General features: G+C 58.3%; 18 protein-coding genes. 1 reads left to right on the top strand and 17 read right to left on the bottom strand.

The window, feature by feature from the left end; genetic code table 11:
• Positions 1–2: 2 nt before the first annotated feature.
• The 10 genes from QC816_RS00740 to QC816_RS00695 form a co-directional block, all read right to left on the bottom strand.
• Complete coding sequence (locus QC816_RS00740) at positions 3–1,397, bottom strand: ATP-binding response regulator (RefSeq protein ID WP_309780567.1); 1,395 nt, start codon at positions 1,395–1,397, stop codon at positions 3–5.
• Complete coding sequence (gene nosP / locus QC816_RS00735) at positions 1,369–2,532, bottom strand: nitric oxide-sensing protein NosP (protein ID WP_309780566.1); 1,164 nt, start codon at positions 2,530–2,532, stop codon at positions 1,369–1,371. Before nosP ends, QC816_RS00740 begins: the two co-directional genes overlap by 29 nt.
• Entirely contained in the window at positions 2,513–4,747 is a 2,235-nt protein-coding gene (locus QC816_RS00730) for a hybrid sensor histidine kinase/response regulator (protein WP_309780565.1), read from the bottom strand. The genes nosP and QC816_RS00730 overlap by 20 nt, the downstream gene beginning before the upstream one ends.
• On the bottom strand, positions 4,737–5,255 hold the full coding sequence (locus tag QC816_RS00725) for a putative pterin-binding protein (RefSeq protein ID WP_422823726.1): 519 nt from the start codon (positions 5,253–5,255) through the stop codon (positions 4,737–4,739). Before QC816_RS00725 ends, QC816_RS00730 begins: the two co-directional genes overlap by 11 nt.
• Positions 5,256–5,270: 15 nt before the next feature.
• On the bottom strand, positions 5,271–5,699 hold the full coding sequence (locus tag QC816_RS00720; RefSeq protein ID WP_085917136.1) for a universal stress protein: 429 nt from the start codon (positions 5,697–5,699) through the stop codon (positions 5,271–5,273).
• A 12-nt stretch (positions 5,700–5,711) separates the two neighbouring features.
• Positions 5,712–8,315, bottom strand: coding sequence for a TRAP transporter permease (locus tag QC816_RS00715; RefSeq protein WP_309780563.1), 2,604 nt, complete (start codon positions 8,313–8,315; stop codon positions 5,712–5,714).
• 149 nt (positions 8,316–8,464) lie between these two features.
• Complete coding sequence (locus QC816_RS00710; RefSeq protein ID WP_309780562.1) at positions 8,465–9,451, bottom strand: TAXI family TRAP transporter solute-binding subunit; 987 nt, start codon at positions 9,449–9,451, stop codon at positions 8,465–8,467.
• 302 nt (positions 9,452–9,753) lie between these two features.
• Positions 9,754–11,061: a TRAP transporter large permease gene (locus QC816_RS00705; protein ID WP_309780561.1), complete on the bottom strand. Its 1,308-nt coding sequence runs from the start codon at positions 11,059–11,061 to the stop codon at positions 9,754–9,756.
• The gene (locus QC816_RS00700; protein WP_085917132.1) at positions 11,051–11,530 is read right to left on the bottom strand and encodes a TRAP transporter small permease; all 480 of its coding nucleotides are present in this window, start codon (positions 11,528–11,530) and stop codon (positions 11,051–11,053) included. The genes QC816_RS00705 and QC816_RS00700 overlap by 11 nt, the downstream gene beginning before the upstream one ends.
• Before the next feature lie 60 nt (positions 11,531–11,590).
• On the bottom strand, positions 11,591–12,601 hold the full coding sequence (locus QC816_RS00695; RefSeq protein ID WP_085917131.1) for a DctP family TRAP transporter solute-binding subunit: 1,011 nt from the start codon (positions 12,599–12,601) through the stop codon (positions 11,591–11,593).
• Positions 12,602–12,834: 233 nt separating this feature from the next.
• On the opposite strand from QC816_RS00695, the gene QC816_RS00690 reads away from it, so the two are divergent.
• Entirely contained in the window at positions 12,835–13,695 is an 861-nt protein-coding gene (locus QC816_RS00690) for a DMT family transporter (RefSeq protein ID WP_309780560.1), read from the top strand.
• On the opposite strand, the gene QC816_RS00685 is transcribed toward QC816_RS00690, so the two are convergent.
• From QC816_RS00685 to QC816_RS00655, 7 genes are all read right to left on the bottom strand, one after another.
• Positions 13,692–14,213 (bottom strand): DUF192 domain-containing protein, encoded by a 522-nt coding sequence (locus tag QC816_RS00685; protein ID WP_309780559.1) that lies wholly within the window; start codon positions 14,211–14,213, stop codon positions 13,692–13,694. The genes QC816_RS00690 and QC816_RS00685 overlap by 4 nt on opposite strands.
• Positions 14,214–14,228: 15 nt before the next feature.
• The gene (locus QC816_RS00680) at positions 14,229–15,335 is read right to left on the bottom strand and encodes an ABC transporter ATP-binding protein (protein ID WP_233337277.1); all 1,107 of its coding nucleotides are present in this window, start codon (positions 15,333–15,335) and stop codon (positions 14,229–14,231) included.
• On the bottom strand, positions 15,328–15,975 hold the full coding sequence (gene modB, locus QC816_RS00675; protein WP_233337278.1) for a molybdate ABC transporter permease subunit: 648 nt from the start codon (positions 15,973–15,975) through the stop codon (positions 15,328–15,330). Before modB ends, QC816_RS00680 begins: the two co-directional genes overlap by 8 nt.
• Before the next feature lie 20 nt (positions 15,976–15,995).
• On the bottom strand, positions 15,996–16,775 hold the full coding sequence (gene modA / locus QC816_RS00670) for a molybdate ABC transporter substrate-binding protein (RefSeq protein ID WP_309781415.1): 780 nt from the start codon (positions 16,773–16,775) through the stop codon (positions 15,996–15,998).
• Positions 16,776–16,778: 3 nt separating this feature from the next.
• Positions 16,779–18,263, bottom strand: a complete 1,485-nt coding sequence (gene pyk, locus QC816_RS00665; RefSeq protein WP_264823617.1) for a pyruvate kinase — start codon at positions 18,261–18,263, stop codon at positions 16,779–16,781.
• An 82-nt stretch (positions 18,264–18,345) separates the two neighbouring features.
• Entirely contained in the window at positions 18,346–18,837 is a 492-nt protein-coding gene (locus QC816_RS00660) for an ureidoglycolate lyase (protein WP_085917125.1), read from the bottom strand.
• A gap of 9 nt (positions 18,838–18,846) precedes the next feature.
• Positions 18,847–19,704 carry a bifunctional allantoicase/(S)-ureidoglycine aminohydrolase gene (locus tag QC816_RS00655; protein WP_309780558.1) on the bottom strand — a complete coding sequence of 286 codons (858 nt, stop codon included), beginning with the start codon at positions 19,702–19,704 and terminating at the stop codon, positions 18,847–18,849.
• Positions 19,705–19,763 lie beyond the last annotated feature (59 nt).

Genomic DNA, 19,763 nt, shown 5'->3' with positions numbered 1-19,763 from the left:
CCTTACCTCTCCCGTTTGGTTAACAGGCTGACCAGCAGCATCCTCAGGCGCATCGGCTTTAACGGCTTCAACAAGCAGTGCATGCCCGCCTCGCGGGCGGAACGGCTGAGTTGCGCATCATGGTTGGCGGTAATCACCACCACCGCCAAGCCTGGATAGCGACGGCGCAGGCGCGCCGCCAGTGCCAGGCCTGTTTCCCGGTGATCGCCAAGATGATAATCGACCAGCAAGACGTCAGGGGTCTCGCCGTCACTGGTGGCTTCAAGAGCACTGGCCGTGGCCGCCGCCCTGACCCGGCAGCCCCAGCCCCCCAGCAGCGCCTGCATGCCGTCGATAATCGCCTCATCGTCATCGATGACCCACACCACGCATTCAGCAAGCGGAGACCCTGGATCATCGTCTCCCAGAGCACCTCCCTGCTCGGGACTCGTTTGAGACAAGGCGACACGGGAAGATGCATAAGGCACGGTGATCGAAAACAGTGATCCATGCCCAGACCGAGAGGCTAGCGTTACCGGTTGATCCAGCATGGTACTGATACGGTCGACGATCGCTAAGCCGAGACCCAGCCCTCGGCTATGATGGCGCTGAGCGTCCGGGGCGCGCTGAAACTCAAGGAAGATCGCCTCGCGCTGCTGTTCAGCAATCCCCGGGCCGGTATCACCGACCATGATTTCGACGCCCTCGGGGCGGCGGCGGCAACCCAATAGCACGTGGCCGTGCTCGGTATAGCGCACGGCGTTGCTCAAGAAATTACGGACCACCCTTGCCAGCAACGCCAGGTCTGACTCCACCATGACATGCGACGGCACGTAATGCAGACTCAAGCCACGCACTGCTGCCACCTGACGGTACTCCTCTGCCAAGGCATCCAGCAGAGTGCTGACCGCAAAGGGTGCCTTGTCGGCGTGCAGCACCCCGGCATCCAGGCGCGAAATATCCACCAGGGTGCCCAGCAGTCCTTCAACATCTTTCAATGAACGCCCCACATGGCCGACCAGCGTCGTCGATGCCTCGGGCAAGGAATGAGATTCCAAGGCACTGACAAACAGCCTGGCAGCGTTAAGCGGTTGCAGCAGGTCGTGACTGACGGCCGCGAGAAACTTGGTTTTTGACAGGTTGGCGGCGTCAGCGTCGGCTTTTGCCGCCTGCAAATGCGCGTTGGCCTCCCCCAGCTCGTCCAGAGCACGGTGCAGCGCATCGGTACGTTCCTTGACCTGTTCGGCCAGCAGGACAGAGCGCTCGAAAGCCGCGTACGGGGCACCATCGGCACCACTGCCCGATTCCACACGGCTCATGAGCGCCTGACACACTTTGCGCAGACGGCGATTTTCTTCGCGTAAGGCCTCGGGGCTGAGTGTCGTGTCATCACCCGTCGAGAGTTGGAAGAGTGCCAAGCGCCACTCCTGTAAAGGTTTGATTGACATGCATACCGTGGTGCTGCTCACCGTAGGTGTTAAATCCCACCACCCGCGATCGACGCAGCAGCGCCGAGGCCTGCTCGAGATGATCGACGGCTTCCAGCTCCATGCGGCGTAAAAAGCAGTCGCAGCCAATCATCAGCGATGGCGGCCCCAATCGTGCCGTTACCCCGTCAAGCATGCGATTGAGATCATCCAGCAACGGGGCGGGCTGCATTGCCGTCAGTACAATGCCGTTTTCCACTGCACAGTAAAAGTTTAGGCTACCGTCGTCATTCACGCGCTGAATCGAGCGCACGAAATGCTGCCCCCCAAGTTGCACCGCAAGAGGATGCCGTGCAAACACCTCGGGGACGAGGGCATCAAGCGAGACGCCTACCAAATCGGCGTAGACACTGGCCGCAGGAAGGCCGTTAAGTTCCACCACGCGGCGGCGTTCACGGTCAGCTTCGGTCACGACCAGCTTATGACTCAGCGGCAATAGGTGGTGGGTAGAGAATACTTCAAACGGTAGGCACGTATTGATCATCACAACCACGGCAGCACGGCTGTGGAAGCGCCCGTTGGCATACACATGGGTATTGGCAAGGTGGTTATCGTCACCGGCGGAACCGCCGAAACTGGGTATGCGCCCCAGGGCCGCGTCCAGCGTCGCCAGCACCTGTTCCTCGCGGCTTGATAGTCCGTCCAGCAAGGTCAGCGCAAAACTATGCTCGTTCACCGGTGCCAACGCTCGACGGCGACAGCGCTCGATCAGGTCATCGACCAGCGGCTGGGCGTCGCTCAACGCGAAGCGGTCCAGGTCATTGACCAGCGACGTTTCCATGGCGAATACCCGATGATCAAAGCCAATCGCGACAATACTGCCGCGATCATACCCCTCGGGGGTAATCTCACCTGCTGTGGTGCAGCCACTGACTGGTACCGCCGGAAACGCATGGACCAGCGCAGCCGATAGTCGCTCCAGATCATATTCGGCACTACAGAAAAAAATAACGCCGCCAAGATCGGCATGGCTGAGGCCCTCGGCCAATACTTGTACAGCCTGCTCGGCATTTGCCGATCGGCTGGCGACGACCACCGTGCCATGGTTAGAGAGAGAAGTCGTCACGCTGCCATTTCTCCAACGCCAAATGCGTACGTGCTGCGGTTTGACGCAGCGCACTCAAGGCTTGATGCAACTCGCCGGGAGCAGGCCGCTTGACGACCAGCATCTCGAGTTGCTTGGCATGCTGCGCTACCTGCTGAGCCCCGATACTCAGCGCTTCACCGCGCAGTTGGTGGGCCAGACGAGCGACCTGTCCGGCGTGCTCATCAGACAACGTCTCAAACCCGAGGTAAGTCGTAAATTGCGCCAGATAATCCTCAACCTGCCGGTGGTACAGGGCAATCAGCTCACGCAGATGGCTTTCATCGAGGGTTTGGACAAGGCTGCCCAGGGTGTCGCCGTTGAGCAGGCTATCGCCGCCTGACGACGCCTGGGGCTGAACGGGAGCGGCACCGGACTCACCCAGCTGAAACGCGAGAACGTTGCTCAACGCACTCGTTGACAGCGGCTTGGTGATGTAGTCGTTCATGCCCGCATCCAGGCAACGCTGCCGGTCATCCTCAACACCACCGGCGGTCATGGCCACGATGGGCACCTCGACCAGCCACCCCCCCTGCGCGCGTAGCTTTCGGGTGACAGCCAGGCCATCCATGTCGGGGAGTTGAATATCCATGAAAATCAGGTGGAAACGCTGAGCCGCTACCATGTCCAGTGCATCATGACCACTTTCTGCACAGACCACATCGCAGCCCAAGCGCGCCAGCAACTCAATGGCGACCTTGCGGTTGATAGCGTTGTCTTCCACCAGTAGTAGTGACGTATCAGGGAAATGGTGCTGGGTCGACGGCGATGGCAACTCCGGACGCTGGTGGGGCGTCGTTTCCTCCAGGGGTAGTTGGCAGCGGAAGGTACTGCCCTCACCCGGCTGACTATCAACACGCAATTGCCCATCCATGGCATGACTTAACCGTTTGCAAATGGCAAGCCCCAGACCAGTGCCGCCAAACCGCCGGGCGACCGATGCATCGGCCTGTTGAAAAGGTTCGAAAAGACGCTGTTGTTGTACATCGCTCAGGCCACAGCCCGTATCGATGACATCGAAGAATAAATGATCAGCCGTGGCAGAGACCCGCACAGAGACCACTCCGTCATCGGTAAACTTGATCGCATTGGCCAGCAGGTTGAGCAAAATTTGCCGTAAACGACCAGCATCCACCATTACCCAGGCAGGCACCCGCTCATCCACATCGATAGTGAGCATCAGCCCTTTAGCTTCGGCCCTTGGCTTGAACAATGCCACGACGCTTTCGACCAGCGGCTTGACCGCAGTAGGTGCCGTCTCAAGGCGAAGATGACCAGCCTCGATTTTGGAAAAGTCCAAAATTTCATTGATCATCGCCAGTAACTGATTGGCGCTGTCGTAAATTGTGTTGGCGTAATCTTCAACCTGTACCCGATTGGCGGGCTCGCGCAACAGTTCGCTCATGCCGATAACGCCATTGAGCGGCGTGCGAATTTCATGGCTAACCATGGCAAGGAAATCGGATTTCGCTTGATTGGCTGCCTGGGCCTGCTCGGCAGTGACTTCCAATTGGCGGCTAAGCGTTTCCTGGTCTCGCCGGGCTGCAGCGCTCTCACGCATTTCCCTTACCAGAAAGACCACCACCAGCAATGCCGCCAGGCTCATCGCCATAATCAGGCTCATCAACAGCTTGTAAAGCAGGCTAAGCTGGGCGCGCTCTTCAGTGGCGGACTCTGCCAGAAAGCCATTGATCGTGATCACCAGCCGTTCGGTGAGCCGCGTCAGTGCTTGCAGTTCGGTTTCCAGTGCGGTGATCGGCATCTGTTCGAGATCTTCGTGCGGTTCGAACATCGGGTCGAGAGTGTCTAGCTGCTGCTGGATGTCATTGAGCAGCTGGCGTGCAGGCTCAATGCGGTTGAGCAACTCGCTGACCTCCCCTTCATTGAGCAAGTTGAGGCGACTATAGAGCAGCTCAAACCTCAGTTCCAACTCATCCTGAGCACTCGGTGCTATTGGCCCCCGGGTCGCGTTGAGTAGCTGGTTGAGCAACTGGACCGCATCACGGTCCAGTTTATAAACCACCCAGGAGGTGTCTTCACGCAGGGTTTGGGTCAGGTTATCTTGCCGCCAGGCGGCGATTGTCGCCACGACCAGGGCTGCCGCAAACAGCACCACCGCGGCCATGGCAACCAGCTTGAAGCGCCATGGATAGCGCAGTAATCGAGGATAATGCGTCGAGGGAGCGCTAGAGGACATTAATGAGCATCACCTGCCAGACAGCTCGAAAACGCATTTTCTCACTCAGCAGGGCGTCATCCTGATCAAAGGGATACAGGACCCAAAGCGGGCCGTATTCTCGGACTGGAATCGCCTCACCATCGCGTTTGAGTGCCAGAATGACATCGTAGTCATAAAAATCACTGACCGGAATTTCAGCCTCGTAGCCATTCAGCGCCAGTACATTGACGTTGCCCTCCTCCACGCCCAAGTGCGCCAGCAAGTCGCGCATCAGCGGGCCTTCATAATGATGCCGGCTGTCGGTCCAGGGCGTGGTCGTGGCAAAATCATGCTGCGGCAGTTGCTCCAGCATCTTGCGATCAAAATGCGCTTCGTCATCGACATTTGTGTGGGCAATATCACCCACAACTTTCAGAATCACCGGACCTGTCGGCGCATGGCTTTCAACTGACGTGGACGCAACCCCCGCCAGCGGAATGCTGAACGCCAGCAGGACGGCTCTCAATAAAAACGCCTTCACTGCGATATCCCCTTCGGGCAACTAGCGGACAATCATGACCGACATCTTGGCATGGTGTACCACATGCTCGGCGTTAGGCCCAAGTACGTAATCGACAAACTTGCGCTTGGTATGCGAGGCCATGACGATCAGGTCGATATCCAGCTGTTTAGCGACCTTGATGATCGCCTCCCATGGTGAGCCATCGACAATCACGCTTTGGGTATTGATTGTCTCAGGCACGTGCTGCTCTATAAACGCATGTTGCGCGTCCTTGACGGCCTCATGCGCCTTCTTGGAGAAGTCTTTAGGAAAATAGGCCCCCACCATGGGCATCTTAAAGTCCGGCAGCACCGTCACCACGTGTAGCGACGCGTCAAACGTCTGGCACAGCTCGATGGCCGTGGGCAACGCCTTGCTCCATGAACTTTCTTCATTGAGATCAACGGGCAGTAAAATTTTGTGGTACATGACAGCCCCTCCTCACGCGGCATTAGCCTTGGTAGTGCGACCATCGGGGTCCCGCCGACGGCGCTGTAGCATGACGATCAGGGCGAACACGCCGAGAGCGGGTATCCAGATCCACTCTTTTGTCCAGCGGTCCACCGGTGCCAGTACTTCGACGATTTCCTGATCGAAATCAAAGCCCAGGTCTGCCGCATCACTGCCATAGGTCACCATATCGACGATAGCTTCATCGTTTTCTGTCAGCAGCATCAGCCCCAGATTATCCAGGCGCTCCTGTCCACTATCACCCTCCGGCACAGGCACCAGAATATAGGTCGTCATGGGATCACCATAATCATCCAGGCCACTAATCTGGACTCTTAGCGACGATCCCTCATCGACGTTACCCAGGGTTTCAACAAACTCGGTGGGCTCGGTAGACCGATATGGATCGTGAATCATGTCCATGAAAAAGCCTGGACGGAAAAGTGCAAAGGCCACCACGAGCAACAGGACCGACTCATACCAGCGGTTACGCGTAATCATGAAGCCTTGAGTGGCGGCAGCAAAAATCAGCATCGCCACGGTCGCCACCACAAAGATCAATATCCCTTGCAGCGGTGTCACGTCAATCAATAGCAGGTCGGTGTTGAAGATGAACAGGAAGGGGAGTGCCGCCGTACGCAGGCTGTAATAAAACGCCTGGAAACCAGTGCGAATCGGGTCGCCTCCTGACACGGCAGCTGCCGCAAACGAGGCAAGCCCCACCGGTGGCGTAACGTCCGCCATGATGCCGAAATAAAACACAAAAAGGTGCACGGCAATCAGTGGTACCAGCAGGCCATTCTGAGCCCCCAATTGAATAATGACTGGCGCCAACAGGGCCGATACCACAATGTAGTTGGCAGTGGTCGGCAGCCCCATGCCGAGGATCAAACTGAGTACCGCGGTAAACAGCAAAATCAGCAACAGGTTGCCCATTGCCAGGGTTTCGACCACATCGGCCAACACCAGTCCGACCCCTGTCTGGGAAACCGCACCGACAATGATACCCGCCGTCGCCGTCGCAATGCCGATACCAATCATGTTACGGGCACCGGTCACCAGTCCGTTCCACAGGTCAATAGCGCCTTCACGCAGGTCGGAGGCAATATCGCTACGGCCACGAAAATACGCGGTAATCGGACGCTGAGTCAGCATGATAAAGATCATGAACACCGTGGCCCAAAAGGCTGAAAGCCCGGGGGACAGGCGCTCTACCATCAAACACCATACCAATACGATCACGGGCAGAATGTATTGCAGCCCCACCAGCACCGTAGGGCGGGTTTGCGGTAGCTTGACCACTGGCTCATTGGGATCATCGACTTCCAGTTCAGGGTAGCCCGAAGCCAGTTTGAGCAATGCGACATAAACCGCCGCGAGCACTAAACCAATCACCCAGGGGGCCGCCGGGCCCAGCAGGGGCTGCAACCAGCCCAGGCCGTAATATACCGCAAGTGCCGTGACCATCATCAGCAACAGGCCAGCCAGAAAGCCCGTCACCTTGCGAACGAGCGGCTTGGGCGGGTTGCTGCTTTCAAGCCCCTGCATATTGGCTTTCAGGGCTTCCAGGTGGACGATATAAATCAGCGCAATATAGGATATCAACGCGGGCAGAAATGCGTGCTTGATGACTTCTACATACGAAATGCCCACGTATTCGACCATCAGAAACGCGGCAGCCCCCATGACCGGCGGCATGATTTGACCATTGACAGAGGAGGCGACTTCGACGGCACCGGCCTTCTCCGAGGAAAAGCCCACGCGCTTCATCATGGGAATGGTAAAGGTGCCGGTGGTCACCGTATTGGCAATCGAAGAGCCCGAAATCAAGCCGGTCATGCCCGACGCCACCACCGCCGCCTTGGCCGGGCCGCCCTTGTAGTGCCCAAGCAACGAAAACGCGACTTTAATGAAGTAGTTACCAGCGCCTGCTTTATCCAGCAGCGCACCAAACAATACGAACAGGAAGACAAAGCTGGTGGACACCCCCAGCGCTATACCGAATACCCCTTGGGTAGTTAGCCATTGATGATTAACCAGTCCATAAAGACTCACGCCACCATGGGCAAGCATGCCCGGCATCCAGGGCCCGGCCAGCGAATAGAACAAAAACACGGAGGCAACAATCATCAGTGGCGGCCCGAGCGCACGTCGTGTCGCTTCCAGCAACAGCAAAATCCCCGCCACACCGACGACGACATCGGTCAGCAGCGGAGCACCAGGACGCTCCGACAAGCCTTCGTAAAAGATGAACATGTAGGCACCGCAAAATGCGGCCACCGCCGCCAGCACCCAGTCTTGCAGTGGAATACGATCGCGGGGCGACCGCTTGAGCGCAGGATATGCCATGTACGCCAAGAACAGCGCAAAGGCCAAATGAATCGAACGGGATTGCGTCGCGTTAAACACCCCGAAGCCGAAGATGTAAGGCAATGGCGACGCGATCCACAGTTGAAAAAGTGACCACACCGCCGCAATCCCTACCAGCAGCTTGCCAGGCATTCCGGCCGGTTTACGAGACCCGGAGTCCGTAGAGGCCACCAGATCTTCAAGATCAACATTTGACCCACCGGTCTTGGTGTTATCCGTTGTCATATGCATGCCCTGCAAAAATTTGGATGACAATGAGGAATGCCAATAAGAAGCCCTGGATCAATCAAGGCGACATTCCAAACACAGCGCGCGGCCCCGTGAGAGACCGCGCGCATCTTTCAATCGGTGATTAACACCCAGTACCGATAACCTTACTCTTCGATCCAGCCCTGCTCGACGTAGTAGCGCTTGGCACCGTCATGCAGAGGTGCAGACAGGCCTTGCGTCACCATGTCCTGGGCATCCAGATTTTCGAAGGCAGGGTGTAGACGCTTGAAGCGGTCGAAGTCGTCGAATACTGCTTTAACAGTTTCGTAGACCACATCGTCATCGGCATCCGCTGAGGTCACGAACGTCGCCGCCACACCGAAGGTCTCTACGTCATCAGGGTTGTTTTTATACAGACCGCCGGGAATCACAGACGTGGAGTAGTAGGGATATTCGTCAACAATGCCCTGAATATCGTCGTCGTTCATCGGGATCAGGTGTGAATCCACCGTGGTGGTGGCTTCCTGAATGGAACCGTTCGGGTGACCGACCACATACACCATGGCATCGATGTTGTTGTCAGACAGTGCAGCAGCCTGCTCGGCGGCGTCCAGCTCGGAGACCAGGGAGAAGGTGTCTTCGTCCCAGCCCTTGGCATCCATCACCACTTCCATGGTGTTGCGCTGACCTGAGCCCGGGTTGCCGATATTAACGCGCTTGCCTTCGAGATCATCCAGCGTTTCGATACCCGAGTCCGCGCGGGCCAGCAGCGTCAACGGCTCACCATGAATACGGAAGACGGCACGCAGATCCTCAAACGCATCCCCCTCGAAATTCCCGGTACCGTTATAGGCTTGGAACTGAACGTCGGACTGGGCAACCCCCATATCCAGCTCGCCGGATTTGATGCCGTTAATATTGGCCACCGAGCCACCGGTCGATGGCGCGTTACAACGGATGTTGTGCTCGTCGCTGCCGCGGTTGACCAGGCGACAGACGGACTGGCCGACGACGTAATAAACCCCGGTCTGGCCACCGGTACCGATGGTAATGAATTGTTCGTCTTCCTGTGCCATTGCGGGAGAAGCAAAGGCAGTAGCAGCGAGTAACGTGCCTGAAAAGGCAGCGGTGGAAAATGCATGGCGTTTCATGAACACACCTCTTTATCTTGATGTTATGAGCAATTTATCTTGATGTTATGAGCATTGTACGTTCGCCCCACCTGCGCGCTAATCATGCAGGCTTAAGGATCCAAAACGTTTTCAAGACAATCTGTTATCAGCATCGACAGCTTCTGTCGGCTTTCACTACTTTAGCGAAAAAAAACCTCGTTGGCGAAATCAGATACATCAAACCAGCAAACTTCGTTTACCAACCTGTAAACCCAGTGTAGCGATCTTCACCGTTTAGGGAGCGTTAACCGTCATTCCGCTTTGGCATAGGCCAATCGATATCAATCAACGTTATAGCCCAGCACACGGGGTAGCCACAGCGCAATGCTCGGGAATATGGCCACCAATGCCAATGCACAGCCCATGGCCACCACGAACAACAAGGCCCAGCCCAGGGTCTGCTCCAGGCGGATTTTGGCCACCTCCGTCGTGACCATCAAGTTCACGGCCACCGGCGGTGTAAACTGCCCGATGGCAATGTTCATGGCCAGCAGTATGCCGAACCACACGGGGTTCCATTCAAAGTGCTGCATGACCGGAATCAGGATCGGCATCATGATCAGATAAATCGAGATCGCATCCAGCAGCATTCCCGCCACCAGGACGGCCAGCATCACCAGAATCAGCAGCAGAACGCCGTTATCGGTCAACCCAATAATCCATTCCGCCAGATGCCGAAATGTACCCAGCATGGTGCCGGCCCAGGCAAAAATACCCGCCAGGGCAATAATCAGCATCACCACGCCCGAGATAATGGCCGCTTCGCCAAACAGTTCCCACAGGTCCCGCCATGACAGCTCGCGGGTAAGAAAAAGCCCGACGACGGCGCCATAGGCCACCGCCACCACCGCCGCTTCTGTCGGGGTAAAGAGCCCGGAGCGCAGCCCGCCAAGAATCAGCACCGGTGCGAATAAGGCGGGCAATGCCTGCCGGAAGGTGTCCCGTACACTCAACTGCTCAGCACCCTCCGTCATTGCCCCGCCTTCCCAGCCATAGCGTCTGGACACCAAGAGTGCCGGTAGCAACAGCGCCAAACCCGCGAGCACACCCGGAAACAACCCGGCGGCAAACAAGGCCCGCAGATCAACACCCGGCACAACAATGGAGTAGAGAATCAGCGCGACGGAGGGCGGGATGAGAATCGCGGTGGAGGCCGAGGCCGCAATCAATGTGGCGGAAAACGGCTTTGGATAGCCTGCCTTGGTCATGCTCGGCAACATCACCATGGCAACGGCTGCCGCGTCTGCGGGGCCAGAACCGCTCATGCCCCCCATAATCATGCACACCAGCACCGCGACCAGCGCCAACCCCCCGTGGCGCGGGCCAATCAACGCCTGGGCAAAGCGCACCAGGCGCAGCGCGACACCGGCACGCTCGAAAATCAGCCCGGTTAGTATAAACAGCGGAATGGCGATGAGCGGGTATTTGGCAATACTGTTGTAGGTGTTGGTACCAAGTGTTGCCAGCATATCCGGCGACAGCCCGATAAGGATCCCCACCGCGCCCGAAAGCGCTAGCGAAAACGCCACCGGAACGCCCGCGATCAGCAATCCTGCAAACGCCAGAATCATCCACACGTCAGGCGTCATCGCCGAACCTCCCGTTCAAACGGTCACGGGTTTGCTCCAGCAAACGCCACAGCATGGCCGCGGAAAGCACCGGCAGCCAGACGATATACCACCACTGCGGCAGGCCAAGCCCAGGCGAAAGCGACTCCCACTGGTATTCCTGCCAGGCAAGCTTGCCGCCATACCAAGTGATCAAGCCCAGTACAATGGCACCGCATAGCGCTTGAAACAGAATCAACGCACGGCGGTACTTAAACGGCAGTGCGCGTTCCAGGAAGCTGATTCGGATATGACGGTTACGTCGCAGCGCTACCGACGCCCCGGCGAAGGTCAGCACGACCAGCAGGAACACCGAAAACTCCTCGGTGAAGGAAAACGACCCGCCGGTTAAATAGCGCGTGATCACATTGCCCAGGCTAATCAATGCAATAATGATCAATGCCAGCGCGCCCAGCCAACGCTCAGGGCGCGCATCAGGAAAGCCTTTCATGGCAGCCTCACAACGAAAACTCCCAGCCTTGACGACTGGGAGACAGAACATCAGGGATGATTAGCGTGCGTCGATAGCGGCTTGTGCGGCCTCTACAAGGTCCTCGCCGATACGCGGGGTCCACTCTTCGTAGACGGACTGTGTTGCGTCGACAAAGGCCTGGTACTGCGCATCGGTTAGTTCGGTTACCGTCACGCCGCGTTCTTTAATGGCCTCAAGCCGCTCGCTTTCCTGTTCTCGGGTCATGGCGATTTCCCACTCGCCCGCTTCAACCGCGGTTTCACGCAGCATCGTTTGCTGTGCTTCACTCAATGATTGCCAGACCTGCTGGTTGACGGCAAAAATCAGTGGGTCGTTCATGTAGTTCCAGAGCGTCAGATGCTCCTGACCGACCTGGTCAATGCGCGCCACATCAAATACCGAGAGCGGGTTTTCCTGGCCGTCAACCGCACCGGTGGTCAGCGCTGGCTGAGCATCGGTCCAGCTCATTTGTGTCGGGTCGGCATCCAGCGCGGAGAACGTATCCTGGAACAGCGGCGAGCCTACTACGCGGATTTTCAAACCGTCCAAGTCACTCGGTTCACTGATGGGGCCTTGCGAATTAGACACCTGGCGAAAGCCATTTTCCCCCCAGGCCAGCGGAATAACTCCCCGGGACTCGATCGCTTCAAACACCATTTCTCCGGCCTCACCACCGGTGACCGCATCCACAGCGGCCTCGTCAGGAATGAAAAACGGCAACGAGAAAAGGTTGAGTTCGGGCACCTGCGGTGACCAGTTGATAGTCGAGCCGACGGCGGCGTCAATCAGCCCTGAACGCATGGCCGAGAATTCGCGGGTCTGGTCGCCGGATACCAACTGTGAGTTGGGATACACCCGCATCGTCAGTTCACCGTCGCTACGTTCCTCGACCAGTTCTGCCCACTTTTCGGCCGCCTGCCCCCACGGAAAAGCGTCAGACAATACGGTGGAAACCGAAAGCTCACGCGCCTGTGCGGAAAGCGATAGAGACAACAACATTGCACCGGCCAGGCCGGTAGACATGCAAGCCATTGAGCGTGTCAGCGTCATAACAGATCCTTTTTTATCGGTTTTTATGGTGGTGTGTTCAACGGCCGCCTGCCGTTGGCGGCACCCCGCTTCATTGTATGCACTTCACTAGTAAAAGGAAGACATCCAAGGTCGCCCTGGTCGTTGTTGGCAGCATAAGATGAAGAAAATGCAGCGACTTACGGCACTATCATTTGGGCAGTCTACCAAGCTGATATAATGATTGCCTTTGCCATCTATCAACGGACATCAACGTGCCCCTACGCGACCTGCTGCTCGGCCTCTTTGTCATCACTATCTGGGCGTTGAACATCATCGTCATCAAGGTCGGCGTGACAGAGCTTCCCCCTCTGCTGCTGACCACGCTGCGCTTTATGCTGGTCGCGGCATTATTGGTGCCCTTTTACCCGGTGGCACGGGCGCAACTGCCTTTTTTGATGCTGTTGTCGACGACATTCGGCAGTCTGCATTTTGCTCTGTTGTTCATTGGCCTGGAGCAGGCAGAGGCAAGCACCGGAGCGCTTCTGGTGCAGATGGGGACACCCTTTGCCACGCTACTGGCCGTGATATTTCTCAAGGAAAAACTTGGGCCAAAACGTATTGCGGGGCTGTTGCTGTCGTTTGCTGGCATCATTGTGCTGGCAGGTGGCCCCACCTTGCCGACCCCACTGCCATTGGCAGTTCTATTGTGCAGCGCCATGGGCTGGGCGGTATCGCAGTTGTTAATTAAACGCGGGCCGCCCATTGCGCCGCTGGCGTTGGCGGGCTGGGTCGCGCTGTTTGCGGTGCCGCAGGTGGCCCTGGCTTCATGGCTGTTTGAGAGCGGCCAGTGGCAGGCAATTCAGCAGGCGAGCTGGTTGGGCTGGGGGGCGATGATTTACACCGCCGTGATGTCATCCATCATCGCTTACGGGATCTGGTACGCGCTGTTACGCCGCCACCCGGTCAACCGTGTGGTGCCCATGACACTCCTCGTACCGGTATTGGCGGTCGGCCTGGGTGCGCTCTTGCTGGGCGACAGCCTTGGCGTGCATAAACTGCTGGGCGGCGGTCTGGTGATCGCAGGCATTGCCCTGATTGTGCTCAATATCACCCCTCGCTCTCGTCCGGCTTAATCTTCCGGTTGGCAAAAGCCGGCCAGGGCGGAGACGGATACACAGTCACCCACGCCAATTCCCCGTTCGGCAAAGTAGCCAGCGTTGACTTCAAGCGCCGCATGATAGGCGGCGCCGGGGGCATACGAGGGGCAGTCACTCGGTGACGACGATTCGCAGGGTTGCATGGTGTCAATGGCGACGATGTGCCCTGCATCGTCGATGAAAGCAATGTCCAGCGGGATCAAGGTACGGTACATCCAGAACCCATTCCCGGCTGACCGTTCGCTGTCAAAGACAAACAGCATGCCGCGCTTTTCGGGGAGATGGTCTCGCTGCATCAACCCTCGCTGACGTTCAGCCAATGTATCGGCCAGCTCGACATCCAGGCGATGCGGGCCTTGCGGGGTGTGAATCGCCAACGACAAGGTTTCAGCGTCGTCTGGCGTCGCTTGCGCCCACAATGACGTCCCGGGTAGCCATAGCGACAGCGGTAATATGATGGAGGCTTTGAGCAGCGACCGGCGGTTCATGGTCATGGTGTTTTCCTTGTCTTATCGGGCGCTATCAACGCCGTATCCTGGCATCAGATGAATCCCTCCCGCCAACAGTGATACGTGCACTGCGGCGCCGGGGGTCAGTTGATTACGTCGTGCCGCATGGGTGGCAATATCGAAACGTAGCATATCGCCATGTTGAACGCGCAATGCGACCGAGGTCATGCCGCCTAACACGACAAGCTCATCGACCGTCGCGGCAATCGGATTTTCCCGCTCGCCAAGCGACGGTCGGTCGCGACGATGGAGCACGATATCCGAGGGTGGCAGGTACCACGCCACACGCTCATTGATAGGAAGCGCGTCAAGCCCCGAGGCAACGTCCAGTTGAGCGTTGCCCCAGCGCAAACGGCGCTCTCCACCGACCTCGACCACCTGCCCTGCAAAGACGTTATGCCGATCCAGCAGCCTTGCGACGCTGGGCGAGGCAGGCGTTCTGAAGAGGATTTCAGGCGAAGCTTGTTGCAGACTGCGACCGTTATGCAGCACACAGACTTGATCCGCCAGCGCGGCGGCTTCTTCCAGGTCGTGGGTGACCAATACGATGGGTATCGAGATTTGCTGGCGAAGCCTGGCCAGTTCACGCTGTAGTCGTCGCCGGGTTACCTGGTCCACCGCCGAAAACGGCTCGTCGAGCAGCAGCACCTGAGGCTCGCGAGCCAGCGCACGCGCCAGGGCTACACGCTGACGCTGGCCGCCGGAGAGCTCGTTGGGATAGCGGCTTTCGAGACCTTTCAAGCGCACCGTTTCAAGCCATTGTTCCGCCTGAGGGCGGCGCCTGGCGGGCGGCAAATGCCGCAGTGCCAGCGCAATATTGGCCAGGGCAGTCAAATGAGGAAAAAGGGCATAATCCTGAAACACCATGCCGACCCGGCGTTGCTGGGGCGATAGCGAGCGCTTACCCCGCGAGTCAAACCAGGTTTGTCCGGCACACTCAATAAGGCCCTGCTGGGGGCGATACAGCCCGGCAATGGCACGCAGCAAGGTGGTTTTACCACTCCCAGACGGCCCCACCAGCGCCAACAGCTCGCCGGGCAAGCAGCTGAACTCGGCATTGAGTGGAATCGGCCCACTTTGTTCCGCGCTCACTATCAACCTAGCCACGCGCCCACCTCCGGCGACCCGCCAAGCCATAGACGACGCCCAGGGTGGTAAATGACACCACCAACAGCAACGCCGCCATCAGAGCCGCCCCCTGCTCGTCAAAGGCCTGTACCCGGTCATATATGGCGATCGCCAGTGTTCGGGTTTCGCCGTCTATCGCCCCACCGACCATCAAGATGACGCCGAACTCGCCCAGGGTATGGGCGAAGGTCAATGCGGCAGCGGACAGGATACCCGGCCATACCAGCGGCAGTTCAATGCGCAGCAGCGTTTGCCACGGGCTTAGCCCGCTGCACCACGCTGCTTCTCGCAAGTTATGGGGGATGTTCTCAAACGCACGCTGAATCGGCTGCACGGCAAAGGGCAGGTTGGCAACCAAGGAGGCCAGCAGGATACCGCTGAAGGTAAAATTGAGACCGCCCCCGGTGAGCGACATCCACAGCTGGCCGAACGGCGCCTCGCGGCCAAAACTTTGCAGCAGATAAAACCCCAATACGGTGGGCGGCAACACCAGCGGCAGCGCCACCAGCGCCTCGCAAAGGCCTTTACCGCGAAAGCGGGCACTCGCTAACCAGCGTCCCAGAAAAATACCTATCGGCAGCAAAAAAGCACAGGTTAGCGCCGCCAGGCGGAATGACACAGAAAGCGCCGACCAATCCATCAATCTGTACTAAACCCATAGTGTTGAAAGATCGCCCGCCCTTCTTCCTGCTGGAGCCAGGTATAAAACGCCTGGGCGGTATCGCCCGCTTTGCAGGTGAGCACCATGCGGTGGCGCAGCGGATCGTGCCAGCCTTCAGGAATGAGTATGTACTCACTTCGATCGACTAACGGCGGCGCCAGTGCCAGCGAATAGGCCACCAGGCCGCCTTGGGCATCATCAGAAAGCGCGAATTGCGCCGCCTGGGAAACGTTTTCTCCCAGCACCCTCAGCGGTTCGGTTTGATCCCAAAGCCCTGCATGCGTCAGTGCTTGCTGCGCGGCCACGCCATACGGTGCGTGCTCAGGATTGGCAAGCGCGATACGGGGGCGCTCACCCTTCGCATGGCGCGCCAGTGCCTGCTCTACGCCCGCCATGGGGGCATCGCCAAACGACTTTGCCTGCCCTGGCCGCTGCAGCCACACCAGACGCCCATGGGCGTAAATCACCCCCTCATCACGAGTATGACCTTCGTCATGTAGCGCCTCTACGTAGCGCTCATCTGCAGAAAGAAAAAGCTCAAAGGGCGCACCCTGGGCAATCTGGCGTCGAAAATTGCCCGAAGAGCCAAAGTTCAGCCGCAGCGTGTGCCCGGTGTCGTGCTCGAAGCGCTCGGCGGCTTCGGTCAGCGCGAACTGCAGGGAAGACGCCGCCGCCACTGTTGCCGTCCCCGCCGACACGGGCATGGCGGTAAGCAGCAGCCAGGCCAACAACAGCCCATGCCGGTATAGGCCACGCATCACCTAGCCCGCCTTTGGAGGAAGGTGCTGCTCGGTAATCGCCATGACCTTCATGGTGTTGGTACCGCCATGAGCATTCATATGATCACCGCGGGTCAGAATCACGTAATCGCCAGGCTTGGCGACCCCCTGCTTGACCAACAACTCAAGCGCGCGGTCATTAAGCTCAGTGGCGGTCATTTCAGAGGTATCAAACGGCAGTGATACCACGCCACGGTAGAGCGCCATGCGGCGCTGGGCGATGGGGTTATGTGCCAGGCCAACAATCGGCAGCCCCGAGCGGATCCGCGAGGCGATCAGTGGGGTATAGCCCGACGAGGTCATACACGCAATCGCCTTGACGCCTTCCATGTGGTTGGCTGCGTACATGGCGGACAGCGCAATGGTTTCGTCCGGGCGGGTAAAGCCTTCGTGGATGCGGTGACCAGACTCTTGGGCGGTTTTTTCGCGCTCGGCTCCCAGACATACCCGTGCCATGGCATCGACGGTCTCGACGGGATAATCACCCGCGGCGGTTTCAGCGGACAGCATCACTGCGTCGCTGCCGTCCAGCACGGCGTTGGCCACGTCGAACACCTCGGCACGCGTTGGTAACGGCGACGCGATCATGCTCTCCATCATTTGTGTTGCCGTGATCACGGCACGGTTGAGTGTCCGCGCTCGCTTGATCATGCGCTTTTGAACGCCTACAAGCTGGGCATCGCCAATCTCGACGCCCAGGTCGCCACGCGCGACCATCACCGCCTCGGAGGCTTCGATAATGCCATCCAAGGTAGCGTCATCGGCTACCGCCTCGGCGCGCTCCACCTTGGCCACCAGGCCGATATCTTTCCCTTCCTCACCCAAGAGGCGACGCGCCTCAAGCATGTCCTCGGCCGAGCGTGGAAAGGAAATTGCCAGGTAATCGACGCCGATCTCGACGGCGGTTTTAAGGTCTTCCTTGTCTTTCTCAGTGAGCGCTGGGGCTGAAAGTCCACCGCCCTGCTTGTTAATGCCCTTATTGTTGGACAGCTTGCCGCCCACCACGACCTGAGTATGAATCTGCGAGCCTTCGACGCCGGTGACATCCAGCACCACGCGGCCATCATCGAGCAGCAAGCGATCCCCCGCCACGACGTCGTCGGCAAGCGTCTTGTAGTCGCAGCCGACCCGTGTGCTGTCGCCTGCGTCACCGTCCATCGCCATATCGAGAATAAACGGCTGGCTTTCCTGCAGCGTCACCGCGCCCTCTTTAAAGCGGGCAACACGGATTTTCGGGCCCTGGAGGTCGCCTAACGCGGCCACACTTTTGCCCAGTTTGGCGGCGGCCTCACGTACCTCTTGAAGTCGGCGACGATGATCGTCGGCGCTACCGTGGGAAAAATTCAGCCGCACCACATCGACACCCGCCGCGAGCATGGCGTCAAGCACGCCCTCGCGGTCACTGGCAGGCCCCAGGGTGGCGACAATCTTGGTGCGGCGGATAGAGGAATGGTGCAGTGCGTTCATAAAGCTCCCAGGCGCTAAACGTTGATGATCACTAGCCTAACAGTATAACGCGCGAAACATGACCGCTATGCAACACCTCAAGTTAATCGGCGAGGTGAATCCGCAACGAAAGAGGGTATTCGTCGCAGTTGTTGCCATCACCGCCCCGGTCTACTACTAAAAACTCGCCTTCTCGGTCCAGCACCGATTGAATGGCGTGCCAGGTGCCCGCGCGATAATTGACGCCCTGGCGACCATCGGTCACAAAAGCCCGCACGCTGGCGTCTTCAATGTGCTCGCCGGGGGGAGCAACCACCACAATAAACCGCTCTTCATGCAGCGGCATAAACGCCTGGCTGCCCTGAGGATGGCGCTCCAGAAACGTGAGTTCCAGCGGCAGGGTGACCGGCTGGCTGACAAAGATATTAATCAGCGTGCGGGCGTTTTCACCCAGGGTCTCCACCTTGGCCAGATCATGGTGGCGCTGGGTACGCCCGGCATTAATGGGAAACGACGTCGATGTACGCGCATCAATCACATCGCCAAATGGAGCAAAGGCCCCTGCCGTTAGCGGCTCGGCTTTTAGCTGCAACATGGCGGCTCCTTAACGAGATGACAGTTTTAGAGAAGCATGGCGATTAACATCTTTATACAACAAATACCGGAACGGCCCCGGGCCAGCGGCATAGCAGGCCTGAGGGCAGAAGGCACGCAGCCACATGAAATCCCCGGCTTCGACTTCCACCCAGTTTTGATTCAAGTGATAAACAGCCTTGCCCTCCAGCACATAAAGGCCATGTTCCATGACATGGGTTTCATCGAAGGGGATTACGCCGCCCGGCTGAAAGGTCACGATATTGACATGCATATCGTGGCGAACATCCGCCGGGTCGACAAAGCGCGTGGTCGCCCAGCGACCTTCGGTACCCGGCATTTCGATGGGACCTATATCCTGCTCGTTGGTGACAAACGCCTTGGGCACCTCCAGTCCTTCGACAAACTCATACGCCTTACGCACCCAATGAAAGCGCACTGCCTCAAGGCTTTCATTGCGCACCTGCCAATGGCTGCCCGGCGGGATAAATGCATAGCCACCGGGACGCATGGTGTGGCGCTCGCCTGCCAACGTCAGGGTTAACTCGCCGTCGACAACAAACAGCACACCCTCGGCCTGAGGGTCCAACTCCGGCTTATCGCTGCCGCCTTCCGGCTGCACTTCCATGATGTATTGGGAGAACGTCTCGGCAAATCCTGACAGTGGGCGCGCCAGCACCCACAGCCGGGTGCCTTCCCAGAACGGCAGGTTACTGGTGACGATATCGCGCATGACGCCTTTGGGAATCAGCGCATAAGCCTCGGTAAATACCGCCCGGTCGGCGGTGATCTGCGTTTGCGGCGGGTGCCCGCCGGTGGGGGCGTAGTAAGTGGAGACGCCATAAGTGGGCGAAGGAATTGCAGGCATTTTATATCCTCATCAGCTAGCGTGATGTCGTAGACTGCGCCATCCAGCGCAGCATTCTT

It is taken from the genome of Vreelandella janggokensis, assembly GCF_031451615.1.
Taxonomy (GTDB): Bacteria; Pseudomonadota; Gammaproteobacteria; order Pseudomonadales; family Halomonadaceae; genus Vreelandella; species Vreelandella janggokensis.
Note: the sequence above shows the minus strand (reverse complement) of the source record. Positions and strands in the feature narration are given on the sequence as shown.

Bases quoted from the DNA above. Each gene is read 5' to 3' on its own strand.
- QC816_RS00730 (WP_309780565.1), bottom strand. From the start codon at position 4,747: ATGTCCTCTAGCGCTCCCTCGACGCATTATCCTCGATTACTGCGCTAT.
- QC816_RS00720 (WP_085917136.1), bottom strand. From the start codon at position 5,699: ATGTACCACAAAATTTTACTGCCCGTTGATCTCAATGAAGAAAGTTCA.
- QC816_RS00715 (WP_309780563.1), bottom strand. From the start codon at position 8,315: ATGACAACGGATAACACCAAGACCGGTGGGTCAAATGTTGATCTTGAA.
- QC816_RS00710 (WP_309780562.1), bottom strand. From the start codon at position 9,451: ATGAAACGCCATGCATTTTCCACCGCTGCCTTTTCAGGCACGTTACTC.
- QC816_RS00705 (WP_309780561.1), bottom strand. From the start codon at position 11,061: ATGACGCCTGACGTGTGGATGATTCTGGCGTTTGCAGGATTGCTGATC.
- QC816_RS00700 (WP_085917132.1), bottom strand. From the start codon at position 11,530: ATGAAAGGCTTTCCTGATGCGCGCCCTGAGCGTTGGCTGGGCGCGCTG.
- QC816_RS00695 (WP_085917131.1), bottom strand. From the start codon at position 12,601: ATGACGCTGACACGCTCAATGGCTTGCATGTCTACCGGCCTGGCCGGT.
- QC816_RS00685 (WP_309780559.1), bottom strand. From the start codon at position 14,213: ATGACCATGAACCGCCGGTCGCTGCTCAAAGCCTCCATCATATTACCG.
- modA (WP_309781415.1), bottom strand. From the start codon at position 16,775: ATGCGTGGCCTATACCGGCATGGGCTGTTGTTGGCCTGGCTGCTGCTT.
- pyk (WP_264823617.1), bottom strand. From the start codon at position 18,263: ATGAACGCACTGCACCATTCCTCTATCCGCCGCACCAAGATTGTCGCC.
- QC816_RS00660 (WP_085917125.1), bottom strand. From the start codon at position 18,837: ATGTTGCAGCTAAAAGCCGAGCCGCTAACGGCAGGGGCCTTTGCTCCA.
- QC816_RS00655 (WP_309780558.1), bottom strand. From the start codon at position 19,704: ATGCCTGCAATTCCTTCGCCCACTTATGGCGTCTCCACTTACTACGCC.